Annotated in this window: 27 protein-coding genes and 1 CRISPR repeat array (1 of these 28 cut by a window edge); of the genes, 23 read left to right on the forward strand and 4 right to left on the reverse strand. The window is 39.1% G+C overall.

Translation table 11 applies throughout. From position 1 onward, the window contains the following. The 11 genes from EUBREC_RS07565 (at position 1) to rsfS (ending at position 8,143) form a co-directional block, all read left to right on the forward strand. On the forward strand, positions 1-1,863 hold the full coding sequence (locus EUBREC_RS07565; protein ID WP_012742532.1) for a TIGR03960 family B12-binding radical SAM protein: 1,863 nt from the start codon (positions 1-3) through the stop codon (positions 1,861-1,863). Then, positions 1,853-2,572 (forward strand): TIGR03936 family radical SAM-associated protein, encoded by a 720-nt coding sequence (locus EUBREC_RS07570; RefSeq protein ID WP_012742533.1) that lies wholly within the window; start codon positions 1,853-1,855, stop codon positions 2,570-2,572. Before EUBREC_RS07565 ends, EUBREC_RS07570 begins: the two co-directional genes overlap by 11 nt. Continuing rightward, the gene (locus EUBREC_RS07575) at positions 2,572-3,780 is read left to right on the forward strand and encodes a ribonuclease E/G (protein ID WP_012742534.1); all 1,209 of its coding nucleotides are present in this window, start codon (positions 2,572-2,574) and stop codon (positions 3,778-3,780) included. Before EUBREC_RS07570 ends, EUBREC_RS07575 begins: the two co-directional genes overlap by 1 nt. A 103-nt stretch (positions 3,781-3,883) precedes the next feature. Beyond that, on the forward strand, positions 3,884-4,192 hold the full coding sequence (gene rplU, locus EUBREC_RS07580) for a 50S ribosomal protein L21 (protein WP_012742535.1): 309 nt from the start codon (positions 3,884-3,886) through the stop codon (positions 4,190-4,192). Further along, complete coding sequence (locus EUBREC_RS07585; protein ID WP_012742536.1) at positions 4,192-4,521, forward strand: ribosomal-processing cysteine protease Prp; 330 nt, start codon at positions 4,192-4,194, stop codon at positions 4,519-4,521. Before rplU ends, EUBREC_RS07585 begins: the two co-directional genes overlap by 1 nt. Positions 4,522-4,524: 3 nt before the next feature. Continuing rightward, on the forward strand, positions 4,525-4,812 hold the full coding sequence (gene rpmA, locus EUBREC_RS07590; RefSeq protein ID WP_012742537.1) for a 50S ribosomal protein L27: 288 nt from the start codon (positions 4,525-4,527) through the stop codon (positions 4,810-4,812). A 164-nt stretch (positions 4,813-4,976) separates the two neighbouring features. After that, entirely contained in the window at positions 4,977-6,260 is a 1,284-nt protein-coding gene (gene obgE / locus EUBREC_RS07595; RefSeq protein WP_015569230.1) for a GTPase ObgE, read from the forward strand. A 15-nt stretch (positions 6,261-6,275) separates the two neighbouring features. Then, a complete protein-coding gene (gene yhbY / locus EUBREC_RS07600; RefSeq protein ID WP_012742539.1) occupies positions 6,276-6,572 on the forward strand; it encodes a ribosome assembly RNA-binding protein YhbY in 297 nt (98 codons plus the stop codon). 3 nt (positions 6,573-6,575) lie between these two features. Beyond that, the gene (gene nadD / locus EUBREC_RS07605) at positions 6,576-7,202 is read left to right on the forward strand and encodes a nicotinate-nucleotide adenylyltransferase (protein ID WP_012742540.1); all 627 of its coding nucleotides are present in this window, start codon (positions 6,576-6,578) and stop codon (positions 7,200-7,202) included. Between the two features lie 6 nt (positions 7,203-7,208). Continuing rightward, entirely contained in the window at positions 7,209-7,790 is a 582-nt protein-coding gene (gene yqeK, locus EUBREC_RS07610) for a bis(5'-nucleosyl)-tetraphosphatase (symmetrical) YqeK (RefSeq protein ID WP_012742541.1), read from the forward strand. A gap of 5 nt (positions 7,791-7,795) precedes the next feature. Then, a complete protein-coding gene (rsfS, locus tag EUBREC_RS07615; RefSeq protein WP_012742542.1) occupies positions 7,796-8,143 on the forward strand; it encodes a ribosome silencing factor in 348 nt (115 codons plus the stop codon). A 112-nt stretch (positions 8,144-8,255) separates the two neighbouring features. Here the strand turns inward: rsfS and lexA are convergent, their stop codons facing one another. Beyond that, the gene (lexA, locus tag EUBREC_RS07620; RefSeq protein ID WP_015569226.1) at positions 8,256-8,870 is read right to left on the reverse strand and encodes a transcriptional repressor LexA; all 615 of its coding nucleotides are present in this window, start codon (positions 8,868-8,870) and stop codon (positions 8,256-8,258) included. Between the two features lie 244 nt (positions 8,871-9,114). Between lexA and EUBREC_RS07625 the strand changes: the two genes are divergently transcribed. The 4 genes from EUBREC_RS07625 to EUBREC_RS07640 all read left to right on the forward strand — a co-directional run bounded on the left by EUBREC_RS07625 (position 9,115) and on the right by EUBREC_RS07640 (position 12,258). After that, positions 9,115-9,438: a LysM peptidoglycan-binding domain-containing protein gene (locus EUBREC_RS07625; protein WP_041254041.1), complete on the forward strand. Its 324-nt coding sequence runs from the start codon at positions 9,115-9,117 to the stop codon at positions 9,436-9,438. Positions 9,439-9,548: 110 nt separating this feature from the next. Further along, positions 9,549-10,265: a lysophospholipid acyltransferase family protein gene (locus EUBREC_RS07630; protein WP_012742545.1), complete on the forward strand. Its 717-nt coding sequence runs from the start codon at positions 9,549-9,551 to the stop codon at positions 10,263-10,265. 30 nt (positions 10,266-10,295) lie between these two features. After that, entirely contained in the window at positions 10,296-11,345 is a 1,050-nt protein-coding gene (locus EUBREC_RS07635; protein WP_012742546.1) for a tyrosine-type recombinase/integrase, read from the forward strand. A gap of 4 nt (positions 11,346-11,349) precedes the next feature. Continuing rightward, entirely contained in the window at positions 11,350-12,258 is a 909-nt protein-coding gene (locus EUBREC_RS07640; RefSeq protein ID WP_012742547.1) for a TrmH family RNA methyltransferase, read from the forward strand. On the opposite strand, the gene EUBREC_RS07645 is transcribed toward EUBREC_RS07640, so the two are convergent. Beyond that, positions 12,251-12,523, reverse strand: a complete 273-nt coding sequence (locus tag EUBREC_RS07645; RefSeq protein ID WP_012742548.1) for a hypothetical protein — start codon at positions 12,521-12,523, stop codon at positions 12,251-12,253. The two genes, EUBREC_RS07640 and EUBREC_RS07645, sit on opposite strands and share 8 nt — an antisense overlap. Positions 12,524-12,794: 271 nt before the next feature. Between EUBREC_RS07645 and EUBREC_RS07650 the strand changes: the two genes are divergently transcribed. Next, on the forward strand, positions 12,795-13,253 hold the full coding sequence (locus EUBREC_RS07650; protein ID WP_012742549.1) for a ferritin-like domain-containing protein: 459 nt from the start codon (positions 12,795-12,797) through the stop codon (positions 13,251-13,253). 78 nt (positions 13,254-13,331) lie between these two features. Here the strand turns inward: EUBREC_RS07650 and EUBREC_RS07655 are convergent, their stop codons facing one another. Beyond that, positions 13,332-14,012 carry a TIGR00266 family protein gene (locus tag EUBREC_RS07655; protein ID WP_012742550.1) on the reverse strand — a complete coding sequence of 227 codons (681 nt, stop codon included), beginning with the start codon at positions 14,010-14,012 and terminating at the stop codon, positions 13,332-13,334. 350 nt (positions 14,013-14,362) lie between these two features. On the opposite strand from EUBREC_RS07655, the gene dtd reads away from it, so the two are divergent. Beyond that, a complete protein-coding gene (dtd, locus tag EUBREC_RS07660; RefSeq protein WP_012742551.1) occupies positions 14,363-14,809 on the forward strand; it encodes a D-aminoacyl-tRNA deacylase in 447 nt (148 codons plus the stop codon). A gap of 26 nt (positions 14,810-14,835) precedes the next feature. Next, positions 14,836-15,075: a GGDEF domain-containing protein gene (locus tag EUBREC_RS07665; RefSeq protein WP_306719251.1), complete on the forward strand. Its 240-nt coding sequence runs from the start codon at positions 14,836-14,838 to the stop codon at positions 15,073-15,075. Here EUBREC_RS07665 and EUBREC_RS07670 read toward each other — a convergent pair. Next, positions 15,053-15,796 carry a tRNA lysidine(34) synthetase gene (locus EUBREC_RS07670; RefSeq protein ID WP_012742553.1) on the reverse strand — a complete coding sequence of 248 codons (744 nt, stop codon included), beginning with the start codon at positions 15,794-15,796 and terminating at the stop codon, positions 15,053-15,055. The two genes, EUBREC_RS07665 and EUBREC_RS07670, sit on opposite strands and share 23 nt — an antisense overlap. A gap of 193 nt (positions 15,797-15,989) precedes the next feature. Between EUBREC_RS07670 and EUBREC_RS07675 the strand changes: the two genes are divergently transcribed. The 5 genes from EUBREC_RS07675 to csn2-St all read left to right on the forward strand — a co-directional run bounded on the left by EUBREC_RS07675 (position 15,990) and on the right by csn2-St (position 23,785). Further along, positions 15,990-17,717, forward strand: coding sequence for a methyl-accepting chemotaxis protein (locus EUBREC_RS07675; RefSeq protein WP_012742554.1), 1,728 nt, complete (start codon positions 15,990-15,992; stop codon positions 17,715-17,717). 393 nt (positions 17,718-18,110) lie between these two features. Further along, complete coding sequence (gene cas9 / locus EUBREC_RS07680; protein ID WP_041254043.1) at positions 18,111-21,425, forward strand: type II CRISPR RNA-guided endonuclease Cas9; 3,315 nt, start codon at positions 18,111-18,113, stop codon at positions 21,423-21,425. 152 nt (positions 21,426-21,577) lie between these two features. Next, the gene (cas1, locus tag EUBREC_RS07685; protein ID WP_012742556.1) at positions 21,578-22,486 is read left to right on the forward strand and encodes a type II CRISPR-associated endonuclease Cas1; all 909 of its coding nucleotides are present in this window, start codon (positions 21,578-21,580) and stop codon (positions 22,484-22,486) included. Continuing rightward, entirely contained in the window at positions 22,479-22,805 is a 327-nt protein-coding gene (gene cas2, locus EUBREC_RS07690) for a CRISPR-associated endonuclease Cas2 (RefSeq protein WP_012742557.1), read from the forward strand. The genes cas1 and cas2 overlap by 8 nt, the downstream gene beginning before the upstream one ends. Beyond that, entirely contained in the window at positions 22,802-23,785 is a 984-nt protein-coding gene (gene csn2-St, locus EUBREC_RS07695) for a CRISPR-associated protein Csn2-St (RefSeq protein ID WP_012742558.1), read from the forward strand. The genes cas2 and csn2-St overlap by 4 nt, the downstream gene beginning before the upstream one ends. Positions 23,786-23,866: 81 nt before the next feature. Next, positions 23,867-25,779: direct repeats of the CRISPR family, unit length 36 nt; unit sequence ATTTTAGTAACTGAATAATTTACGTGACTGTAAAAC; it runs 1,019 nt beyond the window's last position.

Below are 25,779 nucleotides of genomic sequence, written 5' to 3' on the forward strand. Positions count from 1 at the left end.
ATGAGAAAACTAGCTTTAAGTGATGAGATACTTATGAAGGTAGACAAACCGGCTAGATATATCGGGAATGAGTTCAACTCAGTAATGAAAGACACATCGCAGGTAAATATACGTTTTGCGATGTGTTTTCCTGATGTTTATGAGATTGGTATGTCACATCTGGGAATCCAGATATTATATGATATGTTCAACCGCATGGATGACGTGTGGTGCGAGAGAGTTTATTCTCCGTGGCCTGATCTGCATGAAATCATGAAGCAGGAGAATATACCGCTTTTCGGACTTGAGTCGCAGGAGCCTATAAAAGACTTTGACTTTGTAGCCATGACGCTGCAGTATGAGATGTGCTACACAAATATTTTGCAGATACTTGACCTCGCACAGATACCGCTTCGTTCAAGGGATAGAGCGGAAGGCTGTCCTATTGTGATTGCAGGTGGTCCATGTACCTACAATCCGGAGCCGATTGCAGACTTCTTTGATATATTTTATATCGGAGAGGGTGAGACACAGTACGGCAATCTTTTTGAGCTTTATAAGAAGGCAAAGGCTGATGGACTTTCAAGGGAAGAGTTTTTACATGAGGCTGCAAAGATTGAGGGTCTTTATGTACCTGCTTTGTATGAGGTGGAGTACAATGAGGATGGAACAATTTGCTGCATGAAGCCTAAGTATGATGATATTCCGGTAAAGATAAAAAAGCAGGTGCAGGTAGATTTGACTAACTCAACCTACCCGGAGGCACCGGTTGTGCCTTTTATCAAGGCTACGCAGGATAGAATGGTGCTTGAAATACAGCGTGGCTGTATAAGAGGCTGCCGTTTCTGTCAGGCCGGTATGATTTACCGCCCAAACCGTGAGAAAAAGGTTGACCACTTAAAGGACGTTGCAGCGGCTCTTATCAAAAATACAGGACACGAGGAGATTTCTTTAAGCTCCTTAAGCTCATCCGACTACAAGGAGCTTGACGAGCTCATCACATTTTTGCTTGATATCTGCAAGGAAAAGAAGATAAATATCTCCCTGCCTTCACTCAGAATTGATGCGTTTTCGCTCGATATCATGCAGAAGGTGCAGGATGTCAAAAAAAGCAGTCTGACCTTTGCGCCTGAGGCCGGTACACAGCGCCTTAGAAATGTCATTAACAAGGGACTTACCGTGGATGATATCATGAACGGCTCAAAACAGGCATTTGAGGGCGGCTGGAACAAGGTGAAGTTTTATTTCATGCTCGGTCTGCCTACAGAGACAGAGGAAGATATGAGGGGCATTCCTGAGCTTGCAAACGATGTGGCGGCATTGTACTATGATACCGTTCCAAAGGAAAAGAGAGCCGGAAAATGCCAGATTACGATAAGTACATCATTTTTCGTGCCAAAGCCTTTTACACCATTCCAGTGGGCGAGAATGTATGAGCCTTCTGAGTATCTGGGCAGAGCCAAAATAGTAAATGACCATGTAAAGGAGCAGCTCAACAGAAAGAGCATCAGATACAACTGGCATGAGGCCTATGTCACTGTGATAGAGGGCATACTTGCAAGAGGCGACAGAAGGCTTTGCGATGCGATAGTAAAGGTATACGAAAAGGGCGGATATTATGATGCCTGGACAGAGTATTTTGACTATGACAGATGGATTGATTCGATAAAGGAATGCGGACTGGATCCGGATTTCTACACGATGAGAGAAAGGCCTTTAGATGAAGTATTCCCATGGGATTTTATCGATATAGGTGTGACAAAGCAGTTTATGATAAGAGAGTGGGAGACAGCCCATAAGGAGACAGTCACTCCTAACTGCCGCATGAGGTGCTCTGCCTGCGGTGCAAAGAGCTATGGAGGAGGTGTCTGCTATGAAAATTAGAGTGAAGTTTAAAAAATGGGGCTGCATGAAGTTTATAGGACATCTCGATATGATGAGATACTTCCAGAAGGCGGTCAGAAGGGCAGATATTGATATCCGCTATTCAGAGGGGTATTCTGCTCACCAGATTATGTCGTTTGCGGCTCCGCTTGGAGTGGGCATCACAAGTGATGGTGAGTACTTTGACATAGATGTAAATACAACAGAATCTACAGAAAAAAGCATACAAGCTTTAAATGCCCAGATGGTGGACGGAGTAGAGGTGACAGGGTATGTGCTTCTGCCGGATGATGCAAAGAAGGCTATGTCGCTTGTTGCGGCTGCAGATTATGTGCTTAGCTTCAAGGATGGCTATGAGAGCCCATACACCATAGAGGAGTGGAAGGAAGCGATAGATAAGCACTTTTTTGACGAGCCATCCTTTGTTGTGATGAAAAAGACTAAAAAGAGTGAGAGAGAGGTAGATATAAAGCCTCTTGTATACAAGCTTACAGTCATGGAAAATAACAAAAAGCCTGAGTTTTTCATGCAGGTATCAACAGGAAGCATTGACAATATAAAGCCTGAGTTTGTGCTTCAGGCCATATACGAAAAGTGTGGACTTGATTACAATCCGCTTGCCATACAAATCCACAGGCAGGAAGTGTATGCAAGAAAAGACGATGGAACACTCATTTGTCTGCTTGACATGGGAGAAGAAATCTCATAATGAACAGAATTATTCTGACTAAAACAGTAAAAAATAATAAGACATACACAGTGTATGCACTGATGGACGAAAACGGAAATTATAAGGATTTCCAGCTCCTTCCCGAGAAGGATACAATAATAAACAATATATACGCGGCAAGGGTAAATAAGATACTGCCGGGCATAAATGCGGCATTTGTGACCATTGCGCAGAATAAAAGCTGTTATCTGTCGCTAAATGATGCAAAAAATCCTGTATACACAAACAAAAAATCAAAAAAAGAAGGATTGTGTGAGGGCGATGAGATACTTGTGCAGGTCATAAAGGATGCGCTAAAGACAAAGGATCCGGTGGTCACAACAAAGCTTTCTATATTCGGAAGCAATGTGATTCTCACCAATTTTGATACACAGATAGGTGTTTCATCGAAGCTGGATAAGGAAAGGGCGGCTCTTTTACGTAAGGCTGTGCTTTTAAGTTGTGCAGACCACGAAAAAGAGGGCTATGGCATCATAGTCAGAACCAATGCCAAAAATGTGGAGGATAAAGCGGTTTCGCAAGATGCATATTCGGTAGCACAGAAATATGATCAGATAATAAAAAAGGCACCGCATCAGGCACTCTATTCATGCGTATATCATGGGATGAGCGACTATCTGCTTTTAATGAAGACAATTGATTTTGCCACGGTGGAGTGGATAAAGACTGACTGCGATGACATATATGACAGTCTTCTTACAGAGTACGGCATATATGACCATGCTCCTGAAAAGATAATGCGATATGACGATTCAGCTATCAGCATGTCAACACTCTATGGCATAAGAGGGCTGATTGATAATCTGACCTCGCGCAGGGTATGGCTTGACTGTGGTGGCAACATCATAATAGAACAGCTTGAGACACTTACCTTTATAGATGTAAACAGTGCAAAGAATATATCGTCGGGGAGCAATAGTATATTAAAGACCAATATGGAGGCCGCAAAGGAGATAGCCAGGCAGCTTCGGCTCAGAAATATCTCCGGCATGATAATAATTGATTTTATCAATATGAAGTCTGAGGCATCAAAGGATACGCTTATTGAAGAGCTCAAACGGTATATAAAGGACGATAATACAGTCTGTACCTTTGTGGATATCACGAAGCTTGGACTGGTGGAGCTGACCAGAAAAAAGGTCCACAAATCTCTTAAACAAATTTTAGAAAAAACACTTGACGAATAGATAGCTCTATGCTAATATACTGGAGTATGCCGCACAGTGAGGTATAAGTTTGCGACTTTCGCAACACCGTAACTGGCGAGTAATGATAAATAGGAGGTGCCATATGTACGCAATTATAGCAACAGGTGGTAAGCAGTACAAAGTATCTGAAGGCGATATCATTACCATTGAAAAGCTTGGCGTTGAAGCTGGTGAGAAGGTTACTTTTGATCAGGTTTTAGTTGTAGGCGGAGATGATCTCAAGGTTGGAGATCCAACAGTTGCAGGTGCAACAGTTGAGGCTTCTGTAGTTAAAGAAGGCAGAGCTAAAAAGGTTATCGTTTACAAGTACAAGAGAAAAACCGGATATCACAAAAAGAACGGACACAGACAGGCTTTCACACAGGTTAAGATTGAAAAAATTAACGGATAATGATAGCTATAACCGTTTATCAGAATTCAAAAGGACATAAGATAGGCTTTAAGTCAAAGGGACATGCAGGTTTTGCAGATTCCGGTTATGATATAATCTGTGCCGGGGTTTCAGCGCTGGTGATCAACTTCATCAATTCCGCTGAAGAGCTGTGTCATGCTGAGTACAGCCTTGATACAGACGAAGAGACAGGTATGATTGACTACAGACTTGACAAGCCTGCGACAGGTGATGTTGCACTGCTTATGGATTCCATGATTCTGGGACTAAAAGGAATACAAAGAGACTATGGGAATGAGTACATCATTCTAGACTTCAAGGAGGTGTAAGACATGTTGAATATGAACCTTCAGTTTTTTGCTCATAAAAAGGGAGTTGGTTCTACAAAGAACGGACGTGACTCTGAGTCTAAGAGATTAGGCGCTAAGAGAGCAGACGGACAATTCGTAAAAGCTGGTAATATTCTTTACAGACAGCGTGGTACAAAGATTCACCCTGGTACAAACGTTGGTATCGGTGGAGATGATACATTATATGCTAAGGTTGATGGCGTATTAAGATTTGAGAGAGTTGGAAGAGATAAGAAACAGGCTTCCGTATATCCAGTAGTGAACGAATAAGATTTAAACCCCGACTTTTATTAGCCGGGGTTTTTATGTTGTAAATTAGCAGGAATATTGATTTATTTATTATTACTGTGTCTTATACAGATATAGCATAGTAATGATTTGTCATAAAGTATACTGAGTGTTTTATGCAGACATTCAGCATGAGGTGGAAAATTATGTTTGCAGATCGTGCAAAAATTATCATAAAATCAGGAAAAGGCGGAGATGGTCATGTATCATTCCGCCGTGAAAAATACGTGCCGAACGGTGGTCCGGACGGCGGTGACGGTGGAAAAGGCGGAGACGTTATATTTCTCGTGGATAAGGGAATCAACACCCTGACAGATTATCGTCACAGAAGAAAGTTTGCAGCAGAGCCCGGACAGGAGGGCGGCAAAAAGAACTGCCACGGAAAGAATGGTGAGGATCTTATACTTAAGGTGCCGGAGGGTACACTCATAAAGGATGCAGCAAGCGGAAAGGTCATAGCAGATATGTCCGGTGACAATACAAGGCAGGTGATCCTGCGCGGAGGAAAAGGCGGTCAGGGCAACCAGCACTATGCCACATCCACCATGCAGGCTCCTAAATATGCACAGCCGGGACAGGATGCAATAGAAATTGAGGTACAGCTTGAGCTAAAGGTGATAGCGGATGTAGGGCTTGTAGGCTTTCCAAACGTAGGAAAATCAACACTTCTGTCACGAGTTACCAATGCACAGCCAAAGATTGCCAACTATCATTTCACCACATTACAGCCAAATCTTGGTGTGGTTGATATGGATGAGGGCTTTGGATTTGTAATTGCTGATATCCCGGGACTTATCGAGGGAGCATCAGAGGGCATCGGACTCGGTCATGAGTTTTTGCGTCATATAGAGCGTACCAAGGTCATGATACACATGGTTGATGCTGCCGGTACTGAAGGCCGTGATCCGGTTGCTGACATCAAGGCGATAAACAAGGAGCTTGAAGCATACAATCCACAGCTTCTCAAAAAGCCACAGGTCATTGCAGCCAACAAAATAGATGCCATAGCAGGAGATGAGAATGAGGTGATTTCGGCCTTAAGAGCCGAATTCGAGCCACAGGGCATAAAGGTATTCCCGATATCCGCAGTAAGCGGTAAGGGCCTTAAGGAGCTTTTGTACGAGGTGAAGAACCTGCTTGCAAATTGTCCAAAAGAGGTTACTGTATATGAGCCGGAGATTGATCCTGCACTTTCATTCTTTAAGGATGAGCCGTACGCGGTTGAGGTGGCAGCCGATGGTGCATATGAGATATCAGGTCCAAAGATTGAGAAAATGCTCGGATATACAAATATGGACTCGGAGAAGGGCTTTGCCTTTTTCCAGAGATTCTTGCGTGAGCAGGGTATCATCAAGGAGCTTGAAAATATGGGCATCGAGGATGGAGATACTGTCCGCATGTATGATTTCGAGTTTGATTATTACAAGTAAGGAGAAAGAGTATATATGAATTTATCAAGTAAACAGCGTGCATATTTAAGCAGCCTTGCAAGCACAATTAACCCTATTTTCAATATTGGAAAGGCATCGCTTACTCCGGAAATCATCGAGGCTCTTGATGCAGCACTTGAAAAGAGGGAGCTGATCAAGGTCGCAGTTCTTAAAAACTGCATAGATGATCCAAGAGAGATTGCAAGTGTAATCGGTGAGAGAACACACTCTGCAGTGGTTAAGGTAATAGGCAAAAAAATGATTTTTTATCGTCCTGCGAAGAAAAATCCAAAGATTAAGCTTCCGGAATAAGCCATGAAAACAGGGATTTTTGGTGGGGCATTTGACCCGATACACAAAGGTCATATATACATGGCACAAAAGGCGATGGAAGAGTATTCTCTTGACAGGATTCTGCTTGTTCCGTCAGGTCACTCACCGAACAAGACTGAGAATGCAATGACAGCATTTAGCCACCGGTACAATATGTGTAAGCTGGCATCAGAAGCAGTGCCCGGTATTGAGGTGTCTGATATTGAGATAAAGGATGAGTCCACCAGCTATACGTATGTGACACTCCAAAAGCTAAAGGCGCTTTATCCGGAGGATGAACTGTATTTTATCATGGGTGGAGATTCGCTCGACTATTTTGAGTCATGGATGAAGCCTGATATAATAGCCCAAACAGCAATAATCCTTGTTATGGTGAGGGAAAATTTTCCAAAGCAGCAGATGGAAGAAAAGATTGCTCATATCAAAAATCTGTTTCCTGCAGATATAAGACTTTTAAAGTGTGACAGGATGGATGTGTCATCTACTCAGGTCAGGAGACTGCTACGTGCCAAGTCACAGGCAGACGGGTATAGGAGTCCTAAAGGAGCGGAAATGTGTCTTGATGCTGCAGTTATGTCATATATACAGGCTAATAATTTATACAGGTGATAGAGTATGGAAGTAAAAGAAATAAAGAAAAAGCTAAAGAAGAGCCTTGATAAACAAAGGTATCAGCATACGCTTGGAGTGATGTATACTGCCGGCTGTCTTGCCATGGCAAACGGCTATTCGATAGAAAAGGCAATGCTTGCAGGCCTGCTTCATGACTGCGCCAAGTGTCTTTCGACTGAAAAGAAAATCGAACTCTGTGTAAAGAAAAATATAGACATAACAGAGGTAGAGATATCAAACCCGGGGCTGTTACATGCAAAGGCAGGCATGGTGCTGGCGGAGGAAGAGTATGGTATTAAGGATACGCAGATACTGCATGCCATAAGAGTGCATACTACAGGAGAAGCAGATATGGGGCTCCTTGACAAAATACTCTTTGTGGCAGATTATATTGAGCCAAACAGATGTGAAGCACCGAGGCTTGAAGAGATAAGAAAGCTTGCTTTTTCAGACCTTGATAGGACTGTTGCAGAGATATTGTATGATACAATCAATTTCCTTAACACAAAGAGTGGGGCAATAGATCCGACTACCCAGATTACTTACAATTATTATGCTAAATACAGAGACAACAGGGAGGAATAACTGCTATGCAGACAATCGATTTAGTTAAAAAGATAGTGGAAGCACTTGAAGACAAAAAGGCAGAGGATATCACAGTCCTCGACATAGGAGAGGTTTCTTCTATAGCAGACTACTTTATCATTGCAAACGGAAATAATGCAAATCAGCTCACAGCCATGGAGGATGCCGTGGATGAGGCTATGTATACAAACGGAGTGCATCAGAAGCAGGTAGAGGGAACAGGCAACTCTACATGGATTCTTATGGACTATCAGGATATTATCGTGCATCTGTTCTCTAAAGAAGACAGGCAGTTCTATGATCTCGACAGAATATGGAGAGATGGAAAAGTGGTGGATGTACATTCACTGTAGTATTTATTCTATGATTAAGGAATTATAAATCGAAACCGGTAATTTAAAATATCGCACCCATATGCCGAGCTGTTTAGCTTAGCATATGGGTGCGATATTTTTGCAATTAATATTAGAAGAAACGAAATACTCCAAACACTTTGCCGAGTATTTCACAGTCCGGAACTATGATTGGATCCATTGTGTCGTTCTCCGGCTGAAGACGTATGTGACCATTCTCTTTGTAGAAAGTCTTTACAGTGGCAGAATCATCTATAAGTGCTACAACCATATCTCCGTTTGAAGCATCACTCTGCTGCTCGACGAGGATATTATCACCGTCGAAGATACCGGCATTAATCATGCTCTCGCCCTTGACTTTAAGCATAAATGACTGCTTATTTGGCATATATTCAGCAGGAACAGGAAAATAGGTTTCGATATTTTCCACTGCGAGTATCGGCTCACCTGCAGCTACACGACCGACCAAAGGAACATTAACCATCTCGCGGCGCTGTAAACCAAAGCTGTCATCTATAATTTCTATAGCCCTGTTTTTGGCAGGATCTCTTCTTATGTAGCCCTTTCGCTCCAGTGTCTCGAGATGAGCATGGACGCTGGATGTGGACTTTAAATGTACACCTTCGCAGATATCACGCACTGATGGCGGATAGCCCCTGTTTAAAATCTCACTCTTGATAAACTCCAGTATCTCTTTCTGCTTGTCTGAAATCTTTTCTAATGCCATAGGTAAATCCTCCATGTGAATATTAAAATAATATAATGATATGGGGCAAAAGGAATTTTGCACCCCATGAATGATTGTAAAAATAAAAATTATATCTTAGAAAAAGTATATCATAAAACCAAAGCAAACGCAAACATATATTCCGAAATTTTGTTCGTTTTTCTATTGACAAACGATTGTTCGAGATGTATTATGTAACCACAATAACAACAAACACATGTTCGGAAATACAAGAGGTGGTTTTATGAGAGGAAATACTTTATCAGGTAGAAGAAAAATGTTTGGATGGACTGCTGTTGCATTTATAGCAGCTGTCATTATATTGTGTGGCACTATTCATATTTTTGCCAGTTCCGGTGACAGCAGGCCTTATAACAAATATTATACCAGCGTCAGGGTTGAGGAGGGCGACACTGTCTGGAGCATTGCCGACAGATATATTGCTGACAGTCAGGTGAGCAAAAGAGATTATGTAGATGAAATTTGCAGGCTCAATAGTCTTACAGATGGCAATGTCCGCAGTGGCGATTATATAGTTGTTTCATATTATTCTCAGGATATAAAGTAACGTTTTCTTGCTAAAATTTCCTGTTTCTTATATAATATAGGTTAATTGCAGCGGATTTGGGTTATAGTATCTATAGCTTATCCGTTTTTGAAACAGGAGATTGGATATTTATGTTAAAACTATTTTTTGTTATATTTGCAAATTTTCATAGAGCGCCGTATATTGTTCCCAAAATGAGATACATGGCTGATCATCCGCAGAAATATTCAGAAGCGGAGAGATATGATATGATGCGGCACTGTATAGATTTAATGAATAAATCGGGAAAAATTACAACAGAAGCCTATGGTCTTGAGAATCTTCCTGAAACAGGTGGCTATATCATGTATCCCAACCATCAGGGAAAGTATGATTTACTGGGAATTATTACTACACATGACAAGGTACTGTCGTTTGTTATGGATAAGCAGAAGTCGCATACAATGCTTGTCAGGGAATTTGTGGATCTGGTTCAGGCAAAGCGTTTAGAGAAAGATAATCCAAGGCAGGGGCTTACTATAATCAATGAGGTAGCTAAGGATGTGAAAAACGGCAAGAGATATGTCTTGTTTCCGGAGGGTGGCTATAAGTTCAATAATAAGAATAAAGTGCAGGATTTTAAAGCAGGAAGCTTTAAGATTGCATTGAAATCACATGTTCCTATTATTCCGATAGCTCTTATAGATTCATATAAGGTGTTCAACAGCTTTCATTTTGGCCCTGTTACAACGCAGGTTCACTATTTAAAGCCTATTGAGTATGATGAGTACAAGGACATGAAGACGAAGGATATAGCTGCACTGGTCAAGGAGCGTATAGAGGAGAAAATCAAAGAAATACTTGGTTAGAGTCAACTTTGATTATTATATAGTATTATTATGAAAGACAAAGCTTATTACGAAGACGTAAATATAAAAAATGAATTAAAGCTCAGAGACATGATACAGAAGCTTCCGAAGTTCTGTATGGATTTTTTTATCGGAATAGATGCGGATAAGTCCTCAAGAACCAAGATAGCGTATGCATATGATCTACAGACCTTTTTCGAGTACATGAAGAGTGCCAATCCATCGCTTAAGAAATATGATATAAGGGATTACCCTATATCTCTGTTAGATCAGATCAGTCCTTCAGATATTGAGGAATATCTGTTTTATCTAAAGTATTATGAGAAGGATGGCGTCGTACACACCAATGACGAGAGAGGCATTAAGCGAAAGCTTGCATCACTGCGCACTTTTTATAATTTTTATTTCAGGAAAGAGTTTATAGATACCAATCCTGCGAGCAAGGTAACCCTTCCCAAAATACATGAGAAGAATATCATCCGTCTTGATACTGATGAGGTCGCACAGCTTCTCGATGAGGTTGAGTCAGGAGACAGTCTGTCCAAGAACCAGCAGCGTTTCCATGAGAAAACAAAGGTTCGTGACCTTGCACTTATGACACTGCTTCTTGGAACAGGTATCCGTGTATCTGAGTGCGTGGGGCTGGATATGGATGATGTAGATTTCAAAAACAACGGAATCAAGGTGCACCGAAAGGGTGGTGCTGATGTGATTGTTTATTTTGGTGATGAGGTACGTGATGCACTTCTTTCGTACTGGGAGGAGAGAAGCATAATTACACCTGCCGAGGGGCATGCTAATGCGCTTTTTCTCTCTTTACAGAGGAAGCGTATATCTGTACGCTCTGTTGAGAATCTGGTAAAAAAGTATTCGAGACTCGTAACAACCGTTAAGAATATTACTCCTCATAAGCTTCGCAGTACATATGGCACCACACTTTATCAGGAAACAGGTGATATCTATCTTGTGGCGGATGTTCTAGGGCACAAGGATGTAAATACCACACGTAAGCATTATGCAGCCCAGGAGGACAGCAGGCGTCGTGCGGCAGCCAGGGTAGTACATCTGAGGGAGGATTGATTATATGTCTGATAATATAATCACAATTACAGATTTTATGGACCCCAATCTGGATGTGTATGCCAGATTGACGGAGAATCAGCTTTTAAACAGAGCTAATCCAAAAGAGGGGATGTTTATAGCTGAAAGTCCAAAGGTGATAGAGAGGGCACTTGATGCGGGATGTGAACCGGTTTCTCTTCTGATGGAGACAAAGCATGTAAATGGCGAGGCAAGAGGCATTATCGAAAGATGTCAGAATATACCTGTATATACTGCGTCATTTGATTTGCTCACAAAGCTGACTGGCTTTGCTTTGACCAGAGGCACACTCTGTGCTATGTACAGGCCGAAGCCAAGGTCCGTCGAAGAGGTGTGCAGGGACGCAAGAAGAGTTGCGGTGCTTGAGGATGTGGTAAATCCAACCAATGTCGGAGCTATATTCAGGTCAGCGGCAGCACTGCATATGGATGCGGTGCTGCTCACTCCTGCCTGCAGCAATCCTTTGTACAGGCGTGCAATCAGGGTTAGTATGGGAACTGTGTTTCAGGTGCCATGGGCATATTTTCCCAAGTACAATGTCGGCAGTGACAACACTTTTTCAGATGCTTCATTGCATGATAAGTGTGATAGCAGTGACCAAAATTGCAGCGACCGAAATAGCAGTGCTTATAAATACTATATTGATGTGCTTCATAAGCTTGGATTTAAGACTTGTGCTATGGCGCTGACTGATGATTCCGTGAGTATAGATGACCCTGTGCTTCACTCAGAGGAAAGACTTGCAATAGTGCTCGGCACTGAGGGAGATGGTCTTCATGAGCAGACTATAGACTCCTGTGACTACACTGTAAAGATACCAATGTCACATGGCGTCGATTCTCTAAATGTGGCTGCTGCCAGTGCAGTGGCATTTTGGGAGCTGGCTAAATAGGCTGATGAGAGTGCTTTATATTGTAAATTTTGACATTTTCGTCAGCACTGTTTCTAACTTCAGTTCCTTCGCATACGCATCCGAGTGGTAAATCCGCATAGTTTGTGCTATCGCAGAAGGCACTTTGGCGGCTGCAGTCAGTTTTATCATCTGATATGCCGCAGATGCTGGATTTATTGTTATGATACTGTTTAAAGTTTTGCCGGCTGTAGATATTCTGGTCGGTATTATGTGTATTGGCATTATATATCCCTGTATTATTCATGAATAGTCCTCCTGATTGATGCTTGTTTATTTGTGTTTTGTTTATTTGATGTTTTAATTTGATTTTTATTTGCAGCTATCCTGAATATGCTGAATAGTTACTGTTATTTTTCATCCTGAGTATGAGTTTAGCATGTGCTGTGAGTAATTATTTTATGTATCTTATTTTTAATTGCGATTTCGGTTAGAGGCTTTTTTAATTAAAATTGTGGCAATCATAAATATAATTTACACCTTTGTACATAATAATGCTGACAGGAGGTGTCTATTAAATGATTCTAACAGAAAAAGAAACAAACGCTATTGAAGATTTAAAAACACAGGAACAGGCATGCATAGAGAAGTATACCAAATACAGTAATCAGGCAAAGGATCCGGTGCTTAAGGAGCTTTTTGAAGAAATAGCAAGGGATGAGCAAAAGCATTTTGACTCTTTGGATCAGGTGATTAAGGGAAAGGTTCCGTCAGTTGACTGCAATGATTCCAAGGGGAAGAATTATAACCCTGCTGCAACATACGATTCGCTTGGCAATTCTGAGGACAAGAAAGCTGACTGTTATCTGGCTACAGACTGTATAGGAACAGAAAAGCTGGTATCCGGCGAGTACAATTCCGATGTATTTGTATTTGGAAATTCGGATATCAGAAAGCTATTGGCAGATATACAGATAGAAGAGCAGAATCACGCTGAGATGCTATGGAAGTACAAAACTGCAAATGGTATGGCATAGATAAAATATAAAACCATAGAATTTAGTACAAAGTGTAAAACAGGACTGCCTGAATATCGACAGTCCTGTTTTATAGGTTTAGTTGCCGGTTGGAATAAAAGGTCTGATTGCACCTGCAAGCTGAGAAACAGGCATACTCTGGAGCCATACACGGCCAGGTCCGGTGACAACGGTGTTGAATAATCCTTCACCGCCGAATACCACATTTTTGATACCCGGAACAGTCTGAATTTCGAGCTGACAGCTTCCTGTCATAGCGGCTAAGTATCCGGTATCAATCACCAGCTGCTGACCGGGTGCAAGCTCGTATTCCTTTATGTGGCCGTCAAATTCTAAAAATGCCAATCCGTTTCCCGACAGACGCTGCATGATAAAGCCCTCACCGCCGAAGAAACCTGATCCTATTCTTTTTTGGAAAAATACGGACAGCTCAACTCCGGAGGTTGAAGCAAGAAATGCTGATTTCTGGGCAATTATTTCCTGTCCCGGTGCAATCTGGAAGGGTCTGATGCATCCTGGAAAGCATGATGCAAATGCTATCATTCCCGGACCACCCATAGATGTGTAGCGATTTTGGAACATACTCTCACCTGAAAATGCACGGCCAAACATTTTGCCGATGCCTCCATTTGATGTAGTCTCCATCTTCATGTTTGGAGTCATCCATGACATGGCACCTTTTTCGGTAATCATAGTCTCGTTTGCCTCAAGGTTGCAGATCACAACCGGTAATGGCTCTCCCTCAATATTGTAGTTCATAAATATCCTCCTTTACTCAAAAAAATGGTTTGTAAAAATTTTATATTTATAATTCTAACACAGTAATACGTCACTTGACAATATAATTCATAAATGTACACGAAAGCTTATAAATGAATACAAATTGCCTAATAAATGCACTTTAGGGATTGCGGTGTTCATATGATTTTGACTGAAACTATGTGGACAAAGTCACAGACAGACTTGTTTATTTTATAAATATGGTTTAAAATAATATGCAAATTGTTGGATAAAAATGGTAGTAAAACTATATGTCACATAAATTGTAACAAAATAATTATATCCAATTTATAACATGTAAATAACATATTTGAGGAGACAACATAATAATGAGATTTGTAATACAGCGTGTAAACCATGCAAAGTGCACTATAGATGGAAATATAACCGGCAGCATAGAAAAGGGACTGTGCGTTTTGATAGGCATAGCAGAGACAGACACTAAAGAGATTGCTGATAAAATGATCAAAAAGCTTATAAACATGAGAATTTTTGCCGATGAGAATGACAAGACAAATCTTTCGATAAATGATGTAGACGGAAAGCTTTTGCTCATATCGCAGTTTACGCTTTATGCAAATTGTAAGAAAGGCAATCGTCCTTCATTTGTGGAGGCAGGAAGTCCTGATATGGCAAACGAGCTTTATGAATACTGCATCAGCGAGTGTGATAAGGCAGTTCCAGGAGTACAAAGAGGGGTGTTTGGAGCCGATATGAAGATAGAGCTTGAGAATGACGGGCCATTTACGATTGTACTGGATTCGGACAAGCTGTAAAAGATATAAGTATGAAAGGCATTTTTATGGAACAATCATTTCTGTTCACAGTTTTTTGGAAAGATGAAATGTACATAGGCGATATCTCTGAAATGATGGATAATCTCGGATGTATCACTGATGGAAATAATATAGTGCCTATCACAGCTGCCATGGGATATGCTGTGAAAAACGATAACAGCACAAAGGATATTAATGAGATAATCCGTGAGGCTGATTCTAGGATGTATGAGAAAAAGCGCTCTATGAAGCATCGGAAGGCTTAGTGCATTTCACCCAATCATCGATATTGCCGTTTTGAATAGCAGAAAACAGCCTCTTCTTGACACCCGGAATTTCCAGATTGAGCTGTCTGACAAGCTGCTTTACATATTCGCGCCGCGTGTGGCCGTCGTAAGGGCATGGATTCTTGCACACCGGCAGATTGTATTTATTCTTAAAGCCCTTCACATCAGACTCGCCGACATACATAAGCGGACGGATGATGGCAAGCCCACTGCCGTCCAGCTGTGTAACAGGCGCGAAAGAATAAAATTGTCCCTCATATAGCAGGGAAAGAAACATAGTCTCTATAATATCATCCATATGGTGTGCATATGCGATTTTATTGCAGCCGACAGACAGCGCAAAATCATTCAAAGCTCCCTTTCTAAGCTTTGCACACCATGAGCAGGGACTAGCCTGATTCTTAGATTTCTCAAGAGATATTCTTCCAATATCAGTTTTCACCACATAAAACTCAACAGAGAGCTCATCACACAGCGCCTTCACCGGAGACAAATCAAAATCCTCATATCCCAGGTCAACCGCTATCGCTACAAGCTCAAAGGGCACAGGATAAAAGCTTCTGATGCCGGAAAGCGCATAGAGTAGCGTAAGAGAATCCTTTCCGCCTGAGACACCTATGGCGATTTTGTCATTTTCAGTTATCATATTGTAGTCGTCAAGGGCCTGACGGACCTTGCTGTATAATTTTTGTAATTTCATGGTAGGTATTATACTACAAATCTGTGAAAAAACAAAGCTTCGAACAGTTACTATTCAGTGATCGTATGGAAAAAGGCAAAGGATTCCGTCACGATTCCTATTCGATAATAATTGACGAACATGCCCGTTGCCCATCGTTCGATAATGTGTTATACTTGTGCCATACAATGTAGACATAAGGAGAAGCGTTGAAATGAACAAAGGCAAAATTCGTACAAGGAGACTCACAATCCGCGCGAAGATCCTGATTCCGTCAATCATAATCGTTGTACTCGTCTGTGGTTTGATGGGATACAATTCCTACACGCGTTTTGAGAAAAGCATGGTGAGGATGGGCGTTGAGGAAGCAGACATGGCGGCAACGATCGTTGCGGATTCGCTGGATGCCAAGCTGGTATACAAAGTGACGGTAGGATCGGAAGGTACGCAGGTCTATCAGAATCTGCAAGGAGATCTCAGAAAAAAGCAAAAAGCATGCGGAATTGCTTTTTTATACACATTGTATACGGACGGAAAGAAAGTGTATTATGGTGTGGATTCGGACGAGGATGCGGCAAAAGTCGGTGATGAATTTGCGGATTCATACGCGGAACTGGAGCCGGTGTTCGGTGGAAAGGAATACATTCAGGATTACATCGACCATACAGAAGACGGAGATCTGATTACGGTATACAAGCCTATTGAGGACAATGCAGGCAAGGTTGTTGCAATACTTGGATGCGATTATGATGCGTCATCGATTACAGCAGAATTACAGAAGGCAGTTGTCCAGACGTTACAGATCGGAGGCATCTGTCTGATTCTGGCAATCCTGATTCTGACGATTATCGTTAGCAGGATTACAAAGGGACTGATGCAGGTAAATGCGAAGATTTATGATCTGGTACATAATGAGGGTGACCTGACACAGAAACTGGATGTCAGAAGCGGGGATGAGCTGGAACTGATTGCGGGCAATGTGAATGAGTTGTTAGCGTATATCCGCAAGATTATGATCGGAATTTCGTCCGGATCCATGCGGCTTATGTCTTCTTCCCGCAAAATGGTGGATCATCTGAGCTCTGCGGATGAAAGCATTACCGATGTGTCGGCAACGATGCAGGAGATGAGTGCGGCGATGGAGGAAACGACTTCTTCACTCAATCAGATCACGGAGGCAATTGACGAAATCTATTCATCGGTAGAGCGTATTGCAGGCAATGCGGATGCCGGAAAAGTCTCTTCTCAGGAGATGGAGAGCCGTGCTTCCGGGGCGAATGATGCAGCAGAGGAGGGGCAGAAGAAAGCAAACATTGAGACCGAGAAGATGGCGGCTTCTTTAAATGAGAAGATTGCAAAGTCCAAATCGGTGGAACAGATCGAGATTCTTACTTCCAACATTATCGAGATTACAGAACAGACCAATCTTCTTGCGCTGAATGCAAGTATTGAAGCGGCACGCGCAGGGGAAGCAGGACGCGGCTTTGCGGTGGTTGCGGATGAGATTGGAAAGCTGGCAGGTAACTCTGCGGATGCCGCAGCAAAAATCCGCCAGGTGAGTGCAGAGGTCATTCAGGCAGTGGATGAACTGGCAGAGGGATCGCAGCAGATGATCGAATTTGTCCGCAATTCCACAGAGGAAGGCTTCGGAGGTCTTGTTGCAACGAGTGAAAATTATGCGACCGATGCGAATGCAATGCGTGCAATGATGGAGCAGTTCGCGCAGACTGCGGAAGAACTTCGCAGCACGATGGATGGCATCCGTGAATCCATCTCTGCAGTCAACATTGCCGTGGAAGAGAGTGCCAAGGGCATTGCGGGAGTTTCCGAGTCTTCCGTACAGCTTACCGGTAACGTCAATGATATCCAAAGCGAGGCTTCCGACAACAATGGCATCGCAGAGGATCTGGCAACGGAAGTCGGCAAATTCAAGCTTGAGTAGAGCTTATATAAAGATGGGGAACTAAACCAATTCCCGAATAGAAAAATCGCTTAGACCGTGAGTTTGAGCGATTTTTTGTTTAAGGATTATAGATGTTTTTATAAATAAAATATGGTTACGAGAGAGGGCTTCTGGCTAGGGACTGAACAGTAATCTTCGAACAAAAATTCGAGTTACGAGGGCAGACTTTGGGACTCGTAATGTGATAAGCTAGAGCCATCATAAGCCATCATAAGAAAGAAGCAAAAGTCATAAAATTAAGGTTATAATGATACAAATTCTGAAAAATGTGATATTATAGGAATAAGGTATCAAATTTTGCTTTAGTATTATGTTAAATGTAACATATCATTTTTTTATTGCGTGAATTATACAGAAAAGGAGAAGTTATTTATGAAGTACATCTTGGCATTAGACATTGGAATCGCATCAGTTGGATGGGCAATATTGGATAAGGAAAGCGAAACAGTTATAGAAGCGGGATCAAATATATTTCCTGAAGCATCTGCTGCAGATAATCAGCTCAGACGTGATATGCGTGGGGCGAAAAGAAATAACAGGCGTCTTAAAACCAGAATTAATGACTTTATTAAATTATGGGAGAACAATAATTTGTCAATCCCGCAGTTTAAGTCAACTGAAATTGTTGGATTGAAGGTACGTGCAATTACAGAAGAGATTACATTAGATGAATTGTATCTGATTCTGTATAGTTATTTAAAGCATAGGGGTATTTCTTATTTGGAGGATGCCTTAGATGATACAGTATCTGGCAGCAGTGCTTATGCTAATGGCTTAAAGCTCAATGCCAAGGAACTTGAAACTCATTATCCGTGTGAAATACAGCAGGAACGGTTAAATACAATTGGCAAATACAGAGGACAATCACAAATTATTAACGAAAATGGCGAAGTTCTTGATCTCAGTAATGTATTTACTATTGGTGCATATAGAAAGGAAATTCAAAGAGTTTTTGAAATCCAAAAGAAATATCATCCTGAGCTTACAGACGAATTCTGCGATGGATATATGCTTATATTTAACAGAAAGAGAAAGTATTATGAAGGTCCTGGAAATGAAAAGTCAAGGACAGATTATGGCAGATTTACAACAAAATTAGATGCCAATGGAAATTATATTACAGAAGATAATATTTTTGAAAAATTAATTGGTAAATGTAGTGTCTATCCGGATGAGCTTCGTGCCGCTGCCGCATCATATACAGCTCAGGAATACAATGTGTTAAATGATTTAAATAATCTGACTATTAATGGACGTAAATTGGAGGAAAATGAAAAGCATGAAATTGTTGAGCGTATAAAGAGCAGCAATACCATTAATATGCGTAAGATTATTTCTGATTGTATGGGAGAAAACATAGATGATTTCGCTGGCGCAAGGATAGATAAATCCGGCAAAGAGATATTTCACAAATTCGAGGTATATAATAAAATGCGTAAGGCTCTCCTTGAAATCGGAATTGATATTTCAAATTATTCAAGAGAAGAGCTTGACGAAATTGGTTATATAATGACAATAAATACAGATAAAGAAGCTATGATGGAGGCTTTTCAGAAGTCATGGATTGATTTATCAGATGATGTTAAACAATGTCTCATTAATATGAGAAAAACTAATGGTGCATTATTTAATAAATGGCAATCATTTTCATTAAAGATAATGAATGAGCTTATTCCAGAGATGTATGCACAGCCAAAGGAGCAGATGACACTTTTAACAGAAATGGGTGTTACAAAAGGCACACAGGAAGAATTTGCGGGATTAAAATATATTCCGGTCGATGTGGTTAGTGAAGATATATTTAATCCGGTTGTACGCAGGTCAGTTCGAATATCGTTTAAAATCCTTAATGCAGTATTAAAGAAATACAAGGCTCTAGACACAATAGTTATTGAGATGCCGAGAGATAGAAATTCAGAGGAGCAGAAGAAGAGAATCAATGACAGCCAGAAATTAAATGAAAAAGAAATGGAATATATTGAGAAAAAGCTTGCTGTTACATATGGTATTAAGCTTTCACCATCCGATTTTTCGTCTCAAAAACAGCTTTCTTTAAAATTAAAGCTTTGGAATGAACAGGATGGAATATGTCTGTATTCAGGCAAGACAATTGATCCAAATGATATAATCAATAATCCTCAGTTATTTGAGATTGACCATATAATTCCGAGATCAATATCGTTTGATGATGCCAGAAGTAATAAGGTTTTAGTTTATCGTTCTGAAAATCAAAAGAAAGGTAATCAGACACCATATTATTATCTTACTCATTCACATAGCGAATGGAGCTTTGAGCAATATAAGGCAACAGTCATGAATTTATCAAAGAAAAAGGAATATGCAATTTCAAGAAAGAAAATTCAAAACTTACTATATAGTGAGGATATAACAAAAATGGATGTACTCAAAGGTTTCATAAATAGAAATATCAATGATACGAGCTATGCATCCAGACTTGTATTAAACACAATTCAAAACTTTTTTATGGCTAATGAAGCAGATACAAAAGTTAAAGTAATTAAAGGAAGCTATACACATCAAATGAGATGTAATTTGAAGCTTGACAAAAATCGTGATGAAAGCTATTCACATCATGCGGTTGATGCGATGCTTATTGGTTATTCAGAGCTTGGATATGAGGCTTATCATAAATTACAGGGTGAATTTATTGATTTTGAAACCGGTGAAATTCTTAGAAAGGACATGTGGGATGAAAACATGTCGGACGAGGTTTATGCAGATTATCTATATGGAAAAAAATGGGCAAATATCAGGAATGAGGTTGTAAAAGCAGAGAAAAATGTAAAATACTGGCACTATGTTATGCGCAAATCAAACCGTGGTCTTTGTAATCAGACTATTCGCGGCACAAGAGAATATGATGGTAAGCAATACAAGATAAATAAGCTTGACATAAGGACAAAAGAAGGAATAAAGGTTTTTGCCAAGCTTGCATTTAGCAAAAAGGATAGTGACAGAGAACGTCTGTTAGTGTATCTGAATGATAGAAGAACATTTGATGATCTTTGCAAGATATATGAGGACTACAGTGATGCCGCAAATCCATTTGTGCAGTATGAGAAAGAGACCGGAGATATTATCAGAAAGTATTCAAAAAAACACAATGGACCTAGAATTGATAAGCTTAAATATAAAGATGGTGAAGTCGGTGCCTGTATAGATATATCTCATAAATACGGATTTGAAAAGGGTAGCAAAAAGGTAATATTAGAGAGCCTTGTCCCTTATAGGATGGATGTCTACTATAAAGAAGAAAATCATTCGTACTATCTTGTAGGTGTGAAGCAGTCAGACATTAAGTTTGAAAAAGGCAGGAATGTAATTGACGAAGAGGCATATGCTAGAATATTAGTTAATGAAAAGATGATACAGCCGGGACAATCGAGAGCTGATTTAGAAAATCTTGGATTTAAATTTAAGCTGTCTTTCTATAAAAATGATATCATTGAGTATGAGAAGGATGGTAAGATTTATACAGAGAGACTGGTTTCTCGAACTATGCCAAAGCAAAGAAACTATATAGAGACTAAACCAATTGATAAGGCTAAATTTGAAAAGCAAAATTTAGTTGGACTTGGAAAGACAAAATTTATTAAAAAATACAGATATGATATTTTAGGAAATAAATATTCCTGTTCAGAAGAAAAATTTACAAGTTTTTGTTAATATTTATTGACATAACGTGCTCTTGGTGATAAAGTGTAAATGTAGAGAAAATTTTATAGTCACGTAAATTTTTCAGATCTACTAAAACAAGGCTTTATGCCGAAATCAGGAGCACCGACGGGTGCTCCTTTTTTTGTGTGTTGGAGGGTTAAATGGCATTTAGAGTAATACTTATAGAAAATGAAGTGACTATAAAGGTTAAGCTGAACAACCTGATTATTACAAAATGTGGTGAGGATATATGGATCCCGCTTGATGATATATCAATGATAGTTCTGGATAACCTTGCCTCAAATTTATCTACCAGATTGATGTGTCAGTTAGCTGAGCAGGGAATTGGATTGATGCTTTATAATCAACAGCATCTTCCGACAGGTTTTTATAGTGCATATGATAATCATAGCAGAGCTTCAAAGGTGATAGGGTTTCAGATTGATAAAGAGCAGGATTATTATGGAAAGCTATGGCAGCAAATTGTTAAGATAAAAATCGAAAATCAGGCAAAAGCATATCAGATTATGACCAGGGATTCTGATGGACCAGAGAAAATAATAGAGTTTTCAAAGAATATTTTAATTGGTGACAAATCTAATAGAGAGGCACATGCGGCTAAGGTATATTTTAATCTTTTAATGGGAACCTCTTTTTCAAGAGGAAACGAAGATATTCTGTTAAATAGCGGATTGGATTACGGATATGCTGTCATTAGAGGATATATTGCCAGAGCGTGTGTGGGCTACGGGCTTAATACACAGATCGGAATTCATCATAAAAGTGAATACAATAGATTTAATCTTGTAGATGATCTTATGGAGCCACTTAGACCTATTGTCGATATTGTTGCCTATAATTCTATGAAAAACGATAAGTATTTTACACCGGAGCATAGGAGAAAACTGGTAAGTATACTGAATATGAAGATTATGTATCGTGAAAAAAAGATGTACATGTGTAATATGATTGAAAATTATATTGAGCAATATGCATCGCTTATTATGAAGCGTACAGATAATATTGTATTTCCGGATGTATATAATTTGATTGGAGAGGAGTATGGATAAATATAATATAATGAGAATGTTTTGTATGTTTGATTTGCCTGTTGAAACAGAAGAACAAAGAAGAAATTATAGAATATTCAGAAAAGAACTTATTCAGGAAGGGTTTGTTATGATTCAGTATTCTATATATGTAAGAGTCTGTCCCAGCAGGGAATTTGCCAACAGAATAGAAAATAGGATTAAAAAAAATCTGCCACTGGAAGGGAATGTGCGTCTTCTTTGTGTTACAGAGAAGCAATATGATGATATGAAACTACTGGTTGGCAGCAGACAAACTTCTGAAACAGCAATAGGTACAGAAAGGCTGATTATTATATGAATGTGGAAATTACAGAATTTGAAAAAAGATTTTGTTTTGAATTATGTCCTGTTACGCAATTGTGCGGTCAAAATGTTCGTAAGAAAAACTATATTTTTGAATCGTTAAGAAGATACTTTGGAACATTTAAATATTCTGAATCAAAAAACAAGTGGAGAGATAATGTATTTATAGACAATAATCAGGTAGGCAGAAAGTTCTTTAGTGTTCTTTCCATCAGTAATAAAACAGATATTATTCAAATGATTAAAATGACAAAGCAGAGTCTTCTCATGGAATATGTCAAAAATGTTATACAGGATTTTGACTGGCAGCTGCATCTGCGTAATTTGAGTGAAGAAATAGAAATAATGTTTCAGATTATTAATGATCAAGTCAATAAAGTTGGTGATATAGAATTGTCATATTCTATGGCTGATGTTTGGGATATGGTCCAGAAATCTGAAGTGTCAGGTATTGATGATACTGAATTATCTGATAAGTCCAATGCTGAGCTTATATTAATATTATTGAATATTGTAGATAATGTTTTGAAAAACAATCCTAAAAAGACATTGATTCTTTTTGAAAATTTAGATCATTTAGTAAGCCTGAAAGAATATGTTGAAATCATTCATGCAGCAGATACAATATCAAAAAAATATGATTTATATTTTATATTCTCATCTAGCTTGAATAAGTATGTTTGTTGTGATATAGATTTTCTTGAGGGTATATCTGTTTTTGGTGATGTGTATTTTCAAATGCCTGAATATAACAGATTATATCTATTCCTAAAAGAAAATTATCCTTATGAAAAAGAATTTTCAAATGAACATGTTAAGAAAATTATATGCAATATAATACAAAATATTGGGCAGTCAAATTTTTTGAATACTGTAGAAGAAAATGTAGTATGTAAGTTGATTAACAAAACTTTGCTGCTGGATGATAAAATACCAGATGAAAAAATGCCTGAAATGGCTTTTTTAAAGGCATAATATGTGCTAAAATAAATGTTGTAGAAATTAGAATATTAGGTTAATTTGAACAAGAGACGTCTTGTGATGATTAGATTTGATATTTTAGTAACTGAATAATTTACGTGACTGTAAAACTGCAGCACTTATAGCTATTTTTGTGACACTATTTTAGTAACTGAATAATTTACGTGACTGTAAAACGAGCAACAATGGAGAAAATACCACGAATGGATTTTAGTAACTGAATAATTTACGTGACTGTAAAACATGAAATAGACAAGCTAAAACAGGAAGTACATTTTAGTAACTGAATAATTTACGTGACTGTAAAACAATTGCGGAGTATGCAAAAACAACAATGCTATTTTAGTAACTGAATAATTTACGTGACTGTAAAACGCATTTTAGCCTTGACACGCCAAGCCTAAATTTTAGTAACTGAATAATTTACGTGACTGTAAAACTTGCATAGCAGCCAGCCGGAAAGAAAGGTGATTTTAGTAACTGAATAATTTACGTGACTGTAAAACCATGAAAAAATTCCTTCTTAAAGTAATTCTATTTTAGTAACTGAATAATTTACGTGACTGTAAAACATGGTGTACTTCCATCCATAGTCTGTCCAATTTTAGTAACTGAATAATTTACGTGACTGTAAAACAAATCTCTCATAGTTGCGCCCCCTAACAAATTTTAGTAACTGAATAATTTACGTGACTGTAAAACAAGAACAAATCTATCAAAGGAAGATATTCTATTTTAGTAACTGAATAATTTACGTGACTGTAAAACCCGCCGGACGGCTTTCTCCAATTATCTACAATTTTAGTAACTGAATAATTTACGTGACTGTAAAACGATCACATACATCAATCAGATCATCGCCCAATTTTAGTAACTGAATAATTTACGTGACTGTAAAACCAGGACTAACAAGAGCATTACAACAGCAAGATTTTAGTAACTGAATAATTTACGTGACTGTAAAACCCAAAGGATTATTAGAATGGTACTTATCAATTTTAGTAACTGAATAATTTACGTGACTGTAAAACGATTGACCGTCTTAGTCTCATAAGCCTTGTATTTTAGTAACTGAATAATTTACGTGACTGTAAAACTATCGTGGGGCTTCGGCTTTGCGATTTACAATTTTAGTAACTGAATAATTTACGTGACTGTAAAACACAACAGTGTATGCTGTCCGTGTCAGCGTATTTTAGTAACTGAATAATTTACGTGACTGTAAAACAAAAATGTTTCTGATTGCAAAAGCAGATTAATTTTAGTAACTGAATAATTTACGTGACTGTAAAACGCATATCCAGGACAGATTGAGTATCAGCTTATTTTAGTAACTGAATAATTTACGTGACTGTAAAACAGGCAAAAAGCATATATGGAAACACATAGATTTTAGTAACTGAATAATTTACGTGACTGTAAAACAATAACATACTTTACCTTGTGCCTTAGCGATTTTAGTAACTGAATAATTTACGTGACTGTAAAACTAAATAGACGCTATGGCTGGGCTTCACCATATTTTAGTAACTGAATAATTTACGTGACTGTAAAACAAATCGTGGAAAAAGTGACGAAATAAGCAATTTTAGTAACTGAATAATTTACGTGACTGTAAAACCGAACTGATAGACAGTGGAACTGTTAGAGAATTTTAGTAACTGAATAATTTACGTGACTGTAAAACGTAAAGGCGGTGTTGGCTAATGAGCGATAGATTTTAGTAACTGAATAATTTACGTGACTGTAAAACAGAGCCTTTATATCCTCTAAGCTGGTTACTATTTTAGTAACTGAATAATTTACGTGACTGTAAAACTGTCAAGTTTATTAGGGGGGTAGAAGATGATATTTTAGTAACTGAATAATTTACGTGACTGTAAAACCGTAGCAAATAATTCTAATGAAATCATTAATTTTAGTAACTGAATAATTTACGTGACTGTAAAACGAGCTTCGGTGCTTTTGTGGGTGGATTTGGATTTTAG

The sequence above is a fragment of the Agathobacter rectalis ATCC 33656 genome (genome assembly GCF_000020605.1).
Taxonomy (GTDB): Bacteria; Bacillota; Clostridia; order Lachnospirales; family Lachnospiraceae; genus Roseburia; species Roseburia rectalis.

Bases quoted from the DNA above. Each gene is read 5' to 3' on its own strand.
- EUBREC_RS07675 (WP_012742554.1), top strand. From the start codon at position 15,990: ATGAACAAAGGCAAAATTCGTACAAGGAGACTCACAATCCGCGCGAAG.
- csn2-St (WP_012742558.1), top strand. From the start codon at position 22,802: ATGAATGTGGAAATTACAGAATTTGAAAAAAGATTTTGTTTTGAATTA.
- EUBREC_RS07650 (WP_012742549.1), top strand. From the start codon at position 12,795: ATGATTCTAACAGAAAAAGAAACAAACGCTATTGAAGATTTAAAAACA.
- EUBREC_RS07565 (WP_012742532.1), top strand. From the start codon at position 1: ATGAGAAAACTAGCTTTAAGTGATGAGATACTTATGAAGGTAGACAAA.
- EUBREC_RS07635 (WP_012742546.1), top strand. From the start codon at position 10,296: ATGAAAGACAAAGCTTATTACGAAGACGTAAATATAAAAAATGAATTA.
- obgE (WP_015569230.1), top strand. From the start codon at position 4,977: ATGTTTGCAGATCGTGCAAAAATTATCATAAAATCAGGAAAAGGCGGA.
- EUBREC_RS07665 (WP_306719251.1), top strand. From the start codon at position 14,836: ATGGAACAATCATTTCTGTTCACAGTTTTTTGGAAAGATGAAATGTAC.
- cas9 (WP_041254043.1), top strand. From the start codon at position 18,111: ATGAAGTACATCTTGGCATTAGACATTGGAATCGCATCAGTTGGATGG.
- rpmA (WP_012742537.1), top strand. From the start codon at position 4,525: ATGTTGAATATGAACCTTCAGTTTTTTGCTCATAAAAAGGGAGTTGGT.
- dtd (WP_012742551.1), top strand. From the start codon at position 14,363: ATGAGATTTGTAATACAGCGTGTAAACCATGCAAAGTGCACTATAGAT.
- cas2 (WP_012742557.1), top strand. From the start codon at position 22,479: ATGGATAAATATAATATAATGAGAATGTTTTGTATGTTTGATTTGCCT.
- nadD (WP_012742540.1), top strand. From the start codon at position 6,576: ATGAAAACAGGGATTTTTGGTGGGGCATTTGACCCGATACACAAAGGT.
- cas1 (WP_012742556.1), top strand. From the start codon at position 21,578: ATGGCATTTAGAGTAATACTTATAGAAAATGAAGTGACTATAAAGGTT.
- EUBREC_RS07575 (WP_012742534.1), top strand. From the start codon at position 2,572: ATGAACAGAATTATTCTGACTAAAACAGTAAAAAATAATAAGACATAC.
- EUBREC_RS07670 (WP_012742553.1), bottom strand. From the start codon at position 15,796: ATGAAATTACAAAAATTATACAGCAAGGTCCGTCAGGCCCTTGACGAC.
- EUBREC_RS07625 (WP_041254041.1), top strand. From the start codon at position 9,115: ATGAGAGGAAATACTTTATCAGGTAGAAGAAAAATGTTTGGATGGACT.
- EUBREC_RS07630 (WP_012742545.1), top strand. From the start codon at position 9,549: ATGTTAAAACTATTTTTTGTTATATTTGCAAATTTTCATAGAGCGCCG.
- yqeK (WP_012742541.1), top strand. From the start codon at position 7,209: ATGGAAGTAAAAGAAATAAAGAAAAAGCTAAAGAAGAGCCTTGATAAA.
- EUBREC_RS07645 (WP_012742548.1), bottom strand. From the start codon at position 12,523: ATGAATAATACAGGGATATATAATGCCAATACACATAATACCGACCAG.
- EUBREC_RS07655 (WP_012742550.1), bottom strand. From the start codon at position 14,012: ATGAACTACAATATTGAGGGAGAGCCATTACCGGTTGTGATCTGCAAC.
- EUBREC_RS07585 (WP_012742536.1), top strand. From the start codon at position 4,192: ATGATAGCTATAACCGTTTATCAGAATTCAAAAGGACATAAGATAGGC.
- lexA (WP_015569226.1), bottom strand. From the start codon at position 8,870: ATGGCATTAGAAAAGATTTCAGACAAGCAGAAAGAGATACTGGAGTTT.
- EUBREC_RS07640 (WP_012742547.1), top strand. From the start codon at position 11,350: ATGTCTGATAATATAATCACAATTACAGATTTTATGGACCCCAATCTG.
- rplU (WP_012742535.1), top strand. From the start codon at position 3,884: ATGTACGCAATTATAGCAACAGGTGGTAAGCAGTACAAAGTATCTGAA.
- rsfS (WP_012742542.1), top strand. From the start codon at position 7,796: ATGCAGACAATCGATTTAGTTAAAAAGATAGTGGAAGCACTTGAAGAC.
- yhbY (WP_012742539.1), top strand. From the start codon at position 6,276: ATGAATTTATCAAGTAAACAGCGTGCATATTTAAGCAGCCTTGCAAGC.
- EUBREC_RS07570 (WP_012742533.1), top strand. From the start codon at position 1,853: ATGAAAATTAGAGTGAAGTTTAAAAAATGGGGCTGCATGAAGTTTATA.